The sequence below is a fragment of the Vasconcelosia minhoensis LEGE 07310 genome (genome assembly GCF_015207255.1).
GTDB lineage: Bacteria > Cyanobacteriota > Cyanobacteriia > Phormidesmidales > Phormidesmidaceae > Vasconcelosia > Vasconcelosia minhoensis.
In genome coordinates this window covers 1-13,261 of sequence record NZ_JADEXG010000047.1, presented here as the reverse complement: position 1 = coordinate 13,261, position 13,261 = coordinate 1, and the positions used below count along the sequence as shown (strand labels likewise).

Genomic DNA, 13,261 nt, shown 5'->3' with positions numbered 1-13,261 from the left:
TTTTTTTGGCGCTCTTGATAGGCAAAGTTAATGGAGAAATCAATATGAGAAGGCTCATCGTATCTACGTTTGCGTCGCTTGACGGAATCATGCAAGCACCCGGCGGACCGGAAGGAGGCCCGACTGGCGGTTTTACCCTGGGCGGCTGGATGTTCAACTTTTCGGACCAGGGCATGGACTTCTCAGCATCAGGTTTCGACCCTGCAGTTTACTGGCAGCGGCAATTTGATTCAAACGCTCCAGGCCGCATCACTGATAGACGAGTACAACGTAGAGCATAAAGGAGAAATCATGCTGGCAATTAAAGGTGGATGTTTGTGCGACAGAGATTGCTACGAAATCACCGGACGACTTTTTAATGCAGATCACTGCCATTGTTCTATGTGTAGGCGACAGCATGGTGCAGGATTTACGACTTATGTTGAATTCAATCCAGAAGGATGGTAAGTGGCGGCTTTGCGAGGCTGACGGTTCAGTCGTCAGGACGGGCGAGGTGTGAACAGAGTTGGTACTCACGGCCACTTCTATAGTTTTCCCGCGAAGTGTATAAAGGCAAACCGAATGACCGGTGTCATCACAAAACTTAATCGGAAATAGTGAGATCCTTGCTATATATGGCTTTCAGCGATCGAGTGAAATTATACCGAATACCTTGCCATATATGGCTTTGAGAGCATTTTTGCCCTTTTATTACCGATTAAGTCTACAGATTAGGAGAATACAGACATGAACCAAGATATTCTTAGCACCACCGACAACCTGCAGCCGCAGCGGTTCTACCATGGCACACGAGCTGAGTTGAATCCAGGAGATCTGATCAAGCCCAGCAATCCTCCAGACGTTGGTGAGCGAGGCAGGATGACACCCTATGTCTACCTGACCCCCCATCTGGATGAAGCCATCTGGGAGGCAGAACTCGCGATCGGCGAAGATCCCGGCAGAGTTTATATAGTGGAACCGATCGGCCCAATTGAAGATACCTCCGACCAGACGGAGCACAAGTCTCCAGGACATCCATCGATGTCATATTTTTCACGCGAGCCGTTGCGGGTCACAGGCGAGGTCACGGAGTGGCCCCTTTACCATGGCACTCGGGCTGACCTAAAGTCAGGGGATCTGATTAAGGCGGGTTATATCCCAAACTTTGGCAATAGAGATAGGACGACACCCCATGTCTATCTAACCCGCACTTTGGATGCCGCCACGTGGGGAGCGGAACTAGCGGCTGGTGAAGGTCGCGGCAGAATTTACATCGTGGAACCGACTGGCCCAATTGAAGATGACCCCAATCTAACGAATCAGAAGTTTCGGGGTAATCCGACGAAGTCATTCCGATCCCGTGAGCCGATACGGATCACAGGCGAGATCACCAATTGGCAGGGACACTCACCAGAAACGATCAAAGCAATGAAGGACGGACTAGAACGGCTTGAGCGACTTGGTGTTGAGCCGATTGATGACTGAACGAAGGCCACGATCAAGCTAGCTACCGGTGATGGTTCTGGGTGACATAACCAAGTCACGGAATCTTGAGCCGCAAGCTATGGAGTGAATCGCACACTTTGCAATCCCAGTTTCAACGAAAACCATGCCTTCTAAGGCTATGGCAACGACCCATGTAAAATCGGACCACTTGCCCTGGAACTCTTTCTCCATAAGCATTTCAAAAGACATTTAGCCGCCTCAGCAGCGACTGTGGTGACACATCTGAAACTACTGGAACTACTGGAACTGACTATTACCCCGATTACTATAGTGCCTCCATTTTAAGATCCAGATGGTCATGGTCATAACGTTGAGGCATAATGTCATACCCCTTTTTAATCAGAGATCTGATGATAAGCCTTTCCTGCGTCACCTCAATAAATGAGTCATTCAATGTATGAAAAGCAAACTAATTAGCAATAATGAGATTCACCTTTTCTCAGAATCCTTTGGCTCTCCAGATGACACTCCAATTTTATTCATCATGGGAGCTATGTCTTCCGGCATTTGGTGGCCGGAAGCATTCTGCCATCAGCTAGCGGCTGTGGGACGATATGTGATTCGTTATGATCACCGAGATACCGGACGCTCAACTAGCTACGAGCCGGGACAGATCAACTATTCTGTTGAAGATCTGGCAGATGATGCGTTTTGTGTTCTGGACGGCTATGGGATTCAGAGTGCCCATGTGGTTGGGATGTCGCTGGGCGGGTATCTTGCTCAACTCATGGCGCTCAAATATCCTCAACGCATCAAAAGTTTGACCTTGATTGCTTCAGAAAGGCTGGCTGAAGCAGACTCTACCATGCCTGAGATTGCTCCATCCGTTCTCAATTACCACGCAAAAGCTAGTGAACTGGATTGGACAAACCGCGAGGCAGTAATTGAATATCAGGTTGGTGCATGGCGATTGCTATCCGGTTCAGCCCATTCCTTTAACGAGTCAATTATTCGCGAATTGGCAGGAACAGACTTCGATCTCACACCCAATCTCACCACTGCCTTTAACCACGCTCTACTTGGGGGTGGAGAGCAATGGCTAAACCGCCTTGACGAAATTGCAGTTCCAACGCTGATCATTCACGGCACAGAAGATCTTGTTCTGCCCTATGCCCATAGCTTGGCGTTAAAAGCGGAGATTCCAAAAGCTAAACTGCTCATATTGCCTAGAACAGGACATGAACTACATCCCGATGATTGGTCTGTGATGATTGAGGCAATCCAGCAGAATACGGCATAATGGAGCGCTATAAATATGAACGATCGCCACATTGAGTTGATCCACCAGTTATTTTCATCAGCAGGCCAGATCAATCTTCCCCTGGGGTTACAGGGGAGTTGGGCGATCGATGGCCCCTTTGCCGAAACCCGTGAACAACTCGGCGGCTACTTTTTAATTGACGCGGCAGATCTCGACGAAGCAATCAACATCGCCGGACGCATTCCCGCAGCCCGAAAAGGGATCGTCGAAATTAGACCGATTCTAGAGCTGGCGGGCCTGCCATCGGAGCAGTAGCTGTCGTCAATATTGCTCAGTGAGAGCTTTTCGATCTTTTTAGGGAAAAATTGGCTTACCTTGTCGATCTCGAAAGCCTCAGTTCGACTATTTGATAGAGCAGGAATTGAGCTTCAGTCAATGAAGAGGTCAGCACCCTCCGAGAACCCATAACCCAAAGAGTCTATGTCTGTATAACGAGACCTATAAACCTTCGCAGAGCGGTAAATACATCAATGAACCTCAAGGTATGGCAACCATTTTTGAACGACTGTAGGTGGAAGCCGATCACATACTATCAGCGCTAGACTCCTTCTCAATTTTCTTTGTAGGCCGTGGGTGTCATACCGGTAAGTTGCCGAAACTGTTTACTCAGATGGCTATGGCTGTTGAATCCGCAATGGAAGGCGATGTCTGTAATGGCATGATCCGTTTGCAACAGCAGCTGTTTGGCCCGCTCTATCCGCTGTTGCATTAAATACTGGTAGGGCGTTATACCGATCGACTGCTTAAACAGACGACTAAAATGGAACTGACTCATATCCAGCAACGCCGCTAAATCTGCTAGTTTAATGTCTTGATCTAGATGGTCCCTTATGTAGTCGAGCACCTGTAAAAGCTGTCGCTCAGGTAAGCCGCCTTCATAAAAAGTAAGACGAGGGTTAACCGCAGAGTACTGCCGGATCAAATGCACGGCTAGAACATTGACCAGGGATTCAATATAGAGTCTGGCACCTAAGTTTTCCTGTTTGAACTCATTCAGCAGCATCAGGCCAATTGCCTCAATCTGAGGGTCGCGAATTCGAAATTCGGAGCGGAGTTCAAGCTGATCGGAATTCATCGCCAGGTCTGCTGTCGCAACGCTCTGGATAAAATCAGACGCAATCCGAATATGGAAGTAGTGATCATCTCCATCCCAGCGAGCAAAAAACGGTGTTTGAGCGGGCGTAATCGAGATGTCCCCTTTCCCATACAGGCTGGTGTAAGACTTACCGCCCTTAATTTGCAGAAAGCGAACCGGACGGGGGGCTAGGGATAAGCAAATCGCATGTTCATGGCAGTATTGAACTTTGCCTTCCCCCGGTGGGTGCTGAAATTCTTCGACCAGAATATTTTCCCAGCCCTGGCTGCGGCTAGAAAAAATGGGGGGTTGAGAACATTCAATCTGACGGGTGGCTAGAGGCTTCATAAGGCAAATCTAACGCGTCCATCCTTGATTATAAGTAGTCGTTCAAAATCAATTACATAACAGAAAAGCCATAGCCCTTAATACGTCGTCGATATTATCAGAATATTGTGTAATTTACATTGCTTAGGTACTTATTCAATTCAGCTAAAGGTTGCTCCAACAAGCAGAATATCGACCGCAAGATTTTGACAGCAGCACATGAATTAGATAGCTCAGCATGGGCGGCATCCCTAAACTGGAACAGTGCCTGAATTTAGGAAATTTATCGCTATGGCACATTTATTGCATATTGATTCGAGTCCTCGGGGTGAGCGATCGCACTCTCGCCGCATGACCCAAGAGTTCGTTAACCAATGGAAGCAAGCTCATCCACATGATACCGTCACCTACCGGGATATTGGTCGCAACCCTGTTCCCTATGTAGATGAGCTATGGATTGCGGCTGCTTTCACACCCCCTGAGCAACATACTCCTGAACTGCGCGATGCCATTCGCCTTAGCAATCAGCTAGTAGACGAATTCCTGGCGGCAGATGTCTACGTCGTTGGTGTTCCCATGTACAATTTCAGCGTTCCGGGTGTATTTAAGTCTTACATTGATCAGATTGTGCGGATTGGAAGAACTGTTGCCTTTGAGCCCAATGATGCTGGCCATGTTTACAAACCTCTAGTATCGGGTAAAAAAATGTTTGTTGTCGAAGCCCGAGGGGATTCTGGTTTTGAGCCCGGTGGACGCTACGAGCCAATGAATCATCACGATCCTTACCTGAATGCGGTTTTTGGATTCATGGGTATCACTGATATCACCTTTATTCATGTTGAAAAGAGTGAGTATGGGGAGAATAATTTGGTAGAGTCAATCGCCAAAGCTCGTATCAAAATTGCCGAGCTCGCAGCGGCATGACATTCTGAAGGAGGATTTTACGAAGACTGACGCTGATAGCAACGTGTAAACCTGAATGACCAGGGGGCTGCTACCTGTGTGATAAAAAATTGGCAGGCCTGTCGATTTCTTAGAGGCTCGTTCGACTAAAGGGTAGAGCCAGGGTTAGAACTTAATTCCTCTGGCTATAGTCCAAATCCACACTAGTACATAAAAGGAGCTCTGACGATGAAAGTCATGGTTTTAGTCAAAGCCAACTCGGACTCTGAGGCGGGCGTGATGCCTAGCGAAGAGTTACTGACTGCAATGGGAAATTACAACGAAGAACTGGTTAAGGCAGGTATTTTGCTCGCTGGTGAAGGGCTGCATCCCAGCTCTAGAGGAGTGCGTATTCGATTCTCAGGTCCTCCGAATCGAACCGTGGTCGATGGGCCGTTCACTGAGACAAAGGAGCTAGTTGCAGGCTACTGGCTCTGGCAGGTAAAATCCTGGGAAGAGGCTATTGAGTGGGTCAAACGCTGTCCAAATCCGATGGAGGGGGAATCTGAGATCGAGCTTCGTCAGGTCTTCGAAGCGGAGGACTTTGGAGAAGCGTTCACGCCAGAACTCAGGGAGCAGGAAGAGCGCATCCGCGCGGAGGCTGAAAAGTATGCTAATTCTTAGCTGAATAGCATAGGCCCTGTTTTCTGACGCTTCAGGCAGGCAATTAACATTCAACAGGAGAAGATATGGCAACTAAAATTTTTCGTGAACCTACCCGTCAAAAAATCTCAATCAGTTGCTGCTGGCGGCATCACCTACAGCGAAAGCTATGCGTAAGTAGATAAGCAAAACTATTTTCCAGATATTGAGACTCCCTGAGTCCCCCATTCAGCCTACGCCAGCAATCAAACTTGCTACTTATTTTGTAATCGATTAAGTTGATCTACTTACTGCAACCGTACCTTACTCAAATGAAACACAGCGAAGAATATACACCTGGGTATACTCAAAACGCAAGCAACTTTATGGCGCAGCGATCCGCAAATAACCACGCTGCGTTCCTAATGCCGCATCTTCAGAAATCATCACGGTTACTTGATTGTGGTTGTGGTCCTGGTTCGATTAGCTGCGATTTCGCGAGTGTCCTTACTTCTGGCCATGTTATTGGGATTGATCGGGAAAGTTCTCAAATTGAATTGGCTCGCAATCGCGCAGTGAGTCGTAATCTTACAAACATAACTTTTAACATTGGCTCTATTTATGAGTTGCCTTTTTCGGATTCGTCCTTCGACGTTGTATTTGCCCATGCAATCTTTGAACATTTAGCTTCTCCTAATGCTGCGCTAAGTGAGGTGTTTCGTGTTCTGGTTCCTGGTGGTATAGCAGCAATTCGTAGTCCTGACTGGGGTGGATTTCTGGTTTCTCCAGATGTTCCTGGACTTGAGGCAGCAATCGATTCTTATGCAAAGATTCAAGTTGCTAATGGTGGTGATGTTTTTGTTGGGCGCAAGCTACCCGGTTTGCTTCGCTCAGCTGGCTTCGACTTGTTACGCTTTTCGGCTACGTACGATTGCTGTCAATCACCGCAGCTTATTGCTGAATACCTTGCTTTAAAGTTGCCCGATGCTGAGGCGAATACTTTGCGATTGTGGAGCCAACAGCCGGATGCTGTTTTCGCTCAGGCCTGGTGCGAAATCCTTGGAACAAAGACAGTATAAACCCCTAGCCTGCTACACACCGTCTGTACCAGGTGAGCGGTAGCGACACTTGCACAAAATCCCGACCTGTCGCGATGGAATGGACAGTCCCTCTCCAGCGGGCAGCTGGCGAAGATCTACGGTTTCACCGATTTCGACGGCAGCCAGCCCGATGCCTGGAGGTACGTCACCGAAGTTCAGGATGCAGGCAAACCTGCCGATGTAACCGGTTATCGATAGACCTGAAGTAAATTTAAGAGGTGCAAATTAATGTTCAATATCCTACAGGTTTTGACCGTGATGCTCATAGCCATAGCAATGGCTCTGGCGCTGGCCCATGCGCTTGAGCTGCCAGGAAAAATGAGGCTTGACAGGGAAGCGTACTACGCTACGCAGTCTATCTATTATCCGGGGTTCACCTACGGGGGTGCTTGTGAACCTATTGGCATCCTCTCAACGACCGTCCTCTTAGTGCTTATGCCGTCGAGAAGCACTAACTTCTGGCTGACGCTTGTAGCCTTGCTTGGACTGATTGGGATGCAAGCCGTTTACTGGTTCTTTACGCACCCGATCAACAAGTTCTGGGTCGAGGGTGAGAATTTAGATCGCTTTAGTTCTGATTTCTTTTCGTTTGGCACAAATAAGGCTCAGGCTGAAAGCGAAACTTGTCCGCCCGACTGGATGGAGCTGCGCGATCGCTGGGAATATTCGCACGTAGCCCGAGCAGGTTTTGCGATCTTGAGCCTGGTCGCGATCGTCATCGCTATTTCTTGAGGAAAACGGTATGAGAAAGATTAGTGGCCTTGCACTGATTATGATTGGGCTGCTTCACAGCCTGATTGCATTAGTGATGCCTGGCGCAATTGGGTTTAGCGACATCTGGCAGGAAATCGTCAATGTCGGTGTTTTTGATGCCGTCAGTGTAAACTCTCTTCGTATCTGGGGCTATTATTGGTTCCTGATGACAGGGTTCTTAGTAATCCTCTATGGTTTCCTATGTTACTGGATTGAAAACCAGTTGAGTCAAACCCTGCCATTGTTTGTAGGCTTAGGGCTTCTAGCAGTTGCGGGGTTTGGTATCGTGCTGGATATTGATACCGGGTGCTGGCTGATTTTGGTCGTTGCGGTTAACGCGATCGCGGCATCACAACGTCCACATCCATCCCATAAGCTAGGAATAGAAAGCTCTGAGAAACGAACGTAAACACATACAGAAATGTTCGAGTTCCAAAGCCCAGGTAAGCTGTTTAATGATGACCTTGAACTCGTGCCCGCCGTTAAATCCTAAGTTCACATAAATCGCCCTGCGAGGAGCAGATATGATAATTACGACTTCAGCTATTTCACTCAACGTCGATGATGTGACAGCATCTGCTACGTTCGTCAAGCGACATCTTGGCTTTAGTGAAGACATGTCAGCTGATGGTTTTGTATCGCTTTCCCGTCAGGATGCCGGGTTTAATCTGATCTTTTTAAAGTCTGGGTTAGAGACTTTCAAACCAATCCATATGCGGGGACATCGAGCAGATGGCCTGCTGGTTGTTTTTGTCGTGGATGACATTGATACAGAATACACCCGCTTGCAGACAGAAGGCGTGAAAATTGTTACTCCGATTGAAACTGAACCCTGGGGCGAGCGGTTCTTTCAAATGATTGACCCTAACGGAATCATTTTTCAGCTGGTTGAGTGAATTACCCCTAGGAACTAGTTCTGTACATGGTTCGCTGGCGGATAATTAATGAATTTTGTATATTCAACTAATTGCTTATTCTGATGCAGCTTAGTATCTTGGTTTGATATAAATCAGTTGGGTGATTCGATTGCCCGTTTGCTCTGCAATGAAAACTGTCAGGAGTATAGATGTATGAGTTACTTCGTTTATCAGGTCAATTTTCCAGAAAGTCCGGAGGTAGTCGTTTTTACGTACATCAATGAACCTCAAGGTATAGCCGCCATTTATCCGCGATTGTAAGCGGATAACGATGGTTCAGCAAAGCCTTCTAACAAACCCATGGGGCGGATAGCAGGAAGCCTGTAGTGCAAATTATGAGAACTGTTGAGTCAGGTTATGTAATACGCTCTGCTGTCATTGAAGAATTAGCTTTGCTGTCTCATATTGAGCAGTCAGCCGCAGCTCTATTTCTCGATACTCTCTATTCCTTTTTGGCTAACGCTGAACCACTGCCTCTAGACTTTGTATGGCAAAGATTTCAAGCAGGACAGGTGTGGGTTGCAGTAGATCGACATGATGCCGTAGTTGGGTATGCCATGACTCGTGAGGTTGATAGCACAATATACCTTCAACAAATAGATGTTGAGCCCAAACACAGTCAAAGAGGGATTGGATCTGCGTTGGTTAATGAAGTTTGTTCTTGGGCAAGATTTAATGGGTACAGTGTGGTATCGTTATCAACCTTCCGAGACATTCCCTGGAATGCTCCTTTTTACTCAAAATTAGGGTTTCGAATTCTCAACGAATTTGAAATAACTGCCAGTTTTCAAGAGATTAGATTTCAAGAGATTGAAGCCGGATTGCCAATAGCTGAGCGAGTCATTATGTTTTGTAAGTTATTGCCGCTTAACAACTGACTGACTCTAATGGCGTTATCTTCTAGCTAGTTGAGTGGTCCCCAACATAATTTGACCGAGGGAGAATGGCAGAAAATTCTATCAAAATTAGAAAGAATAAGTATTTCTACCTCAGTTCACAAATTGCCCGGATGGATAATGTAAAGTTGCGTTCTCTACTCGACGACGGTAAATCAAATTTAGGTTGGGTGTTGACTCATACCATAGCCCTACGCCAATCCAAGGTTTTCGTAAAACGCATCCCGGTCACGAATCTTGAGTATGACAATCTATTCTTTACTAAGAACTTCTATGACCTGCCAACATACTTCAACTACGGCCTCGGTTCTGCTGGTTTGGGAGTCGCTGGACTATGCGTTTTCCGTGAACTGGTAACCCATATCAAAACCACCCACTGGGTATTGGAGGAAGAGGTTGCCACCTTCCCGCTAATGTACCACTATCGAATTATTCCATATTCTGGACCCCGTATAAACGTCGACAGGGAGCGTTTGAAAGGATTTATAGAGTACTGGGGAAATAGTGTGAACGCCGGTCGTTACATGCTAGACAGAGCAAACGCCAACTATGAGTTAATTCTGTTTCTAGAGCACTTCCCGCAAGGTCTGGAAGCATGGCTGCTGGAGAACCCCGGTAAACTTCAGAAACCCTTGGAGGAACTGCATGCGACGCTTGACTTTTTGAGAGACAAAGGAATTATTCACTTCGACGCACATTTCCGCAATGTTCTCACCGATGGCGAGCAGACATATTTGATCGATTTTGGGTTAGCTCTGGATAAGAATTTTGCTTTAACGAAAGATGAGGAAACTTTCTTTGAGCAGAACATCTATTACGACTACGGCGAAGTTCTGCGAAATCTTGGCCACCTCATTCGAACGTCGTATGATTTATGCCCAGAGGAGGATAAACGCAGGATAGCGGGAAAATACGGCATCAGCGAAGATTTACAATCCTACGAGCTAGGAAGCCAACTGCTCAAAAACGTTGAGCAGATACATACTGACGGAACTATGAGCTTAGATGAATTCTATGTCGAAAGCATTGTAAAGTACCGCAGTATCATTACGCTGATGCGAAACTTTTATTTTGAGATATGGGGGAATAGCCGGAAATATACAAAACTTCCACATCAGGATCTACAGCGACTGCTCAAAAAAACAGGATTTCTTCCCGACGCCAGTTCTCACCGTTCTTATCCACTCATCCGTAGCCAGGACATCAACGATTCAAGTCGTCTCTAACACATCTTGTTTTTCCTTATTAAGTTAAATTTCAACAACTGGCAGACTCCTAGAAAAGTAGTACTATTGAACCATAGGCATTAACCACGCAGTTTACTATTTTCATGCGATGGCGTGACGCCAGTTTTAGAGCATTTCACTTCATACTCGACTAATCCAAGGAGCGCAAAATGCAGTTAAATCCCTATCTCAGTTTCAATGGCCAATGTGAGGCCGCGTTTAAGTTCTACGAGCAGTGTTTAGGCAGCAAAATCAATGCGATGATGACCTGGGGTGAGTTGCCAGATGATGACCCAATGGCCGGTCAGGTCTCCCCCGAATGGCGTGATAAAGTTATGCACATTAGCTTGCCGGTGGGTAATGAAGAGCTGATGGGTTCTGACAGTCCACCTGAGTATTATGACGAGCCCAAAGGCTTCTCGGTATCAATCAGCATTGACAACCCGGCGGAAGCAGAGCGTATTTTTAAATCCCTGGCAGAAAACGGAACTATCAAAATGCCAATCGGAGAGACCTTCTGGGCTGCTCGCTTTGGTATGCTGGTCGATCAGTTTGGCATTCCCTGGATGATCAACTGCGACCAGGCTACTTGATAAGCCAGGTCTTGTTCACCCTAAGCATGCATACCTGCTTACGCTCATGCAACATTGATCTTGTGGGATTAGAGTGAGATGACTGAAGGCAAGCCGTTCTACGATAACCCTGGGGTACAAGAACAATACTTTGCCCATCGCGCTCGACCTGACAATCCTAACGACGTACTAGAAAGACCTCTCTTTTTAGAACTGGTAGGAAATCTGGGCAACCTTGACATCGTTGACCTGGGATGTGGCGATGCTTCGTTCGGCAAAGAGGCACTTCTTCAGGGGGCACGGTCGTACACAGGCATTGAAGTTTCTAGGGCGATGGTTGATATTGCTCAACAGAAGCTGATAGAAACGTCAGGGAAAATCTATCACGAAGGGATAGAAACATGGCGATCGCAAGCAGGTCAGGCTAATTTGGTGACGTCGCGGCTGGCGTTGAACTATGTTGAAAATCTCGAACCCGTATTTCAACAAGTCAACAGGGCGCTTCGCCCCAGTGGCCGAGTGGTCATATCGGTTGAGCACCCTGTCATTACATCAAGCTTTGAGAGCTTAGCGAGGGGTCGGCGGACGACATGGTTGGTAGACAACTATTTCAAGCCAGGTCCAAGGTTTCATACCTGGCTTGGACATAAGGTCACAAAGTATCATCGCACCTTAGAGGAATATTTAGACTTGTTTACAAACGCTGGATTTGAGCTAGAGCGTATTCGAGAATCATGTCCCAAAAAGGAGAATTTTCTATGTGAGGAGGAGTATGAGCGGCGATCGCGCATTCCGCTATTTCTGCTGATCGCAGTGCGCAAATCGCAGGAGTTACACGGCACTATCAGGACAGATTCACCTGCAAATCATTAACATAAGGAAAATCGAAAAATGGAAACGACCACTGCACAGCAAGAGTCAATGATGAACGCTGAACCGCAGTATGAACACCAATGGCTACAAAAGCTCGTCGGCGAGTGGACTTATGAAACCGAAGCGAGCATGGGACCAGACCAGCCTTCAGAAAAGGCGACGGGGACCGAGAATGTGAGATCGCTCGGTGGACTTTGGATTGTAGCCGAAGGGCAGGGCGAAATGCCCGGCTGCGGTGCCGTAACGATGATGATTACGCTCGGCTACGATCCGCAAAAGCAGCGCTACGTCGGTACCTGGGTGGGGTCGATGATGACCTATCTCTGGGTGTATGACGGTGAGCTGGACGCAGATAAAAAGGTGCTGACGCTGAATTCTCAGGGTCCTGCCATGACTGGCGAGGAAAAAATGGCAAATTACAAAGACGTCATCGAGTTTGAGGGCGACGATCACCGGATACTGACATCGCATGCGCTGGGCGAAGATGGTCAGTGGCACCAGTTTATGACAGCGCACTATTGGCGAAAGCACTGATAGGGAATACCAAACCTGAACGATGTGAACAAGAGGACAGCGCAAATCAAGGAAACTGCGGAAAGTCCTCTTGTTCCAGTGACCTTCAATCGGAGCAAGATAAAAATCGTTATGAAGATTAAACTTAGCAGCGTATTTGTAGATGACCAGGATAAAGCCCTCAAGTTTTATACGGAGGTTTTGGGCTTTGTTAAAAAGCTAGACATCCCGATGGGGGCTGCCAAGTGGTTAACGGTTGTTTCTTCTGACGAACTGAACGGAACTGAGCTGTTGCTTGAACCAAACGGGAACCCTGCCGCTAAAACATATCAAGAGGCTATTTTTGGACAAGGCATACCGGCAACGGCCTTTGAAGTTAAAGCCATTCAAGCCGAGTACAAAAGGCTGAAGGAACTGGGGGTTACGTTTCGTACGGAACCCGAAAAAATGGGCGAAGTAACCGCTGCCATTTTTGATGACACCTGCGGCAACCTGATACAGATTTATCAGGTTTAAACTGTAGTAATTTGGAATTAGGTTAATGACTGAAATTAAGCCATTGAGCATCAGCTCTACCTACGTTGTGCTTGACGACAATGGGGAGGCCATCCCGGGAGCGCGTCATACTTCAACGAGAGAAAAAGAGTCCAGGTCGCCATTGAGATAGGCGCAGCGAAGCGCCAGGATCTGCGGCACCCGTTCAGGCTTCCAGCGTGCCCCCGTCACTTGAATGCGCTCA

At 47.3% G+C, this 13,261-nt stretch carries 16 protein-coding genes and 3 pseudogenes; 18 read left to right on the top strand and 1 reads right to left on the bottom strand.

The window, feature by feature from the left end; translation table 11 throughout:
* Nucleotides 1-44: 44 nt before the first annotated feature.
* The 5 genes and pseudogenes from IQ241_RS26655 to IQ241_RS26645 form a co-directional block, all read left to right on the top strand.
* A pseudogene (locus IQ241_RS26655) lies at nucleotides 45-176 on the top strand (dihydrofolate reductase family protein); the annotation flags it as partial.
* A gap of 115 nt (nucleotides 177-291) precedes the next feature.
* The gene (locus IQ241_RS26925; protein WP_449369318.1) at nucleotides 292-447 is read left to right on the top strand and encodes a GFA family protein; all 156 of its coding nucleotides are present in this window, start codon (nucleotides 292-294) and stop codon (nucleotides 445-447) included.
* Between the two features lie 279 nt (nucleotides 448-726).
* Complete coding sequence (gene arr / locus IQ241_RS26650; RefSeq protein WP_193909671.1) at nucleotides 727-1,464, top strand: NAD(+)--rifampin ADP-ribosyltransferase; 738 nt, start codon at nucleotides 727-729, stop codon at nucleotides 1,462-1,464.
* A 418-nt stretch (nucleotides 1,465-1,882) separates the two neighbouring features.
* Nucleotides 1,883-2,725 (top strand): alpha/beta fold hydrolase, encoded by an 843-nt coding sequence (locus IQ241_RS17570; RefSeq protein WP_193909669.1) that lies wholly within the window; start codon nucleotides 1,883-1,885, stop codon nucleotides 2,723-2,725.
* Between the two features lie 108 nt (nucleotides 2,726-2,833).
* Nucleotides 2,834-3,001, top strand: a pseudogene (locus tag IQ241_RS26645) (YciI family protein); the annotation flags it as partial.
* Nucleotides 3,002-3,296: 295 nt separating this feature from the next.
* On the opposite strand, the gene IQ241_RS17560 reads toward IQ241_RS26645, so the two are convergent.
* Nucleotides 3,297-4,169, bottom strand: a complete 873-nt coding sequence (locus IQ241_RS17560) for a helix-turn-helix domain-containing protein (RefSeq protein ID WP_193909664.1) — start codon at nucleotides 4,167-4,169, stop codon at nucleotides 3,297-3,299.
* A gap of 270 nt (nucleotides 4,170-4,439) precedes the next feature.
* Between IQ241_RS17560 and IQ241_RS17555 the strand changes: the two genes are divergently transcribed.
* The 13 genes and pseudogenes from IQ241_RS17555 (at nucleotide 4,440) to IQ241_RS17500 (ending at nucleotide 13,038) form a co-directional block, all read left to right on the top strand.
* On the top strand, nucleotides 4,440-5,072 hold the full coding sequence (locus tag IQ241_RS17555; RefSeq protein WP_193909662.1) for an FMN-dependent NADH-azoreductase: 633 nt from the start codon (nucleotides 4,440-4,442) through the stop codon (nucleotides 5,070-5,072).
* Nucleotides 5,073-5,279: 207 nt separating this feature from the next.
* On the top strand, nucleotides 5,280-5,714 hold the full coding sequence (locus tag IQ241_RS17550) for a YciI family protein (RefSeq protein ID WP_193909660.1): 435 nt from the start codon (nucleotides 5,280-5,282) through the stop codon (nucleotides 5,712-5,714).
* A 290-nt stretch (nucleotides 5,715-6,004) separates the two neighbouring features.
* Entirely contained in the window at nucleotides 6,005-6,751 is a 747-nt protein-coding gene (locus IQ241_RS17545; RefSeq protein ID WP_193909658.1) for a methyltransferase domain-containing protein, read from the top strand.
* Nucleotides 6,752-6,787: 36 nt separating this feature from the next.
* Nucleotides 6,788-6,970 (top strand): annotated as a pseudogene (locus tag IQ241_RS26640) (short-chain dehydrogenase); the annotation flags it as partial.
* A 30-nt stretch (nucleotides 6,971-7,000) separates the two neighbouring features.
* Complete coding sequence (locus IQ241_RS17540) at nucleotides 7,001-7,504, top strand: anthrone oxygenase family protein (protein ID WP_193909656.1); 504 nt, start codon at nucleotides 7,001-7,003, stop codon at nucleotides 7,502-7,504.
* 10 nt (nucleotides 7,505-7,514) lie between these two features.
* Entirely contained in the window at nucleotides 7,515-7,934 is a 420-nt protein-coding gene (locus tag IQ241_RS17535) for a DUF6463 family protein (protein WP_193909654.1), read from the top strand.
* Between the two features lie 115 nt (nucleotides 7,935-8,049).
* Entirely contained in the window at nucleotides 8,050-8,421 is a 372-nt protein-coding gene (locus IQ241_RS17530; protein ID WP_193909652.1) for a VOC family protein, read from the top strand.
* Nucleotides 8,422-8,777: 356 nt separating this feature from the next.
* On the top strand, nucleotides 8,778-9,320 hold the full coding sequence (locus IQ241_RS17525; protein ID WP_193909650.1) for a GNAT family N-acetyltransferase: 543 nt from the start codon (nucleotides 8,778-8,780) through the stop codon (nucleotides 9,318-9,320).
* A gap of 65 nt (nucleotides 9,321-9,385) precedes the next feature.
* A complete protein-coding gene (locus IQ241_RS17520) occupies nucleotides 9,386-10,564 on the top strand; it encodes a phosphotransferase (protein ID WP_193909648.1) in 1,179 nt (392 codons plus the stop codon).
* A gap of 170 nt (nucleotides 10,565-10,734) precedes the next feature.
* A complete protein-coding gene (locus IQ241_RS17515; RefSeq protein WP_193909646.1) occupies nucleotides 10,735-11,157 on the top strand; it encodes a VOC family protein in 423 nt (140 codons plus the stop codon).
* 78 nt (nucleotides 11,158-11,235) lie between these two features.
* Entirely contained in the window at nucleotides 11,236-12,009 is a 774-nt protein-coding gene (locus tag IQ241_RS17510; RefSeq protein ID WP_193909644.1) for a class I SAM-dependent DNA methyltransferase, read from the top strand.
* An 18-nt stretch (nucleotides 12,010-12,027) separates the two neighbouring features.
* Entirely contained in the window at nucleotides 12,028-12,543 is a 516-nt protein-coding gene (locus IQ241_RS17505; protein ID WP_193909642.1) for a DUF1579 domain-containing protein, read from the top strand.
* A gap of 111 nt (nucleotides 12,544-12,654) precedes the next feature.
* Entirely contained in the window at nucleotides 12,655-13,038 is a 384-nt protein-coding gene (locus IQ241_RS17500; protein ID WP_193909640.1) for a VOC family protein, read from the top strand.
* Nucleotides 13,039-13,261: the final 223 nt, after the last annotated feature.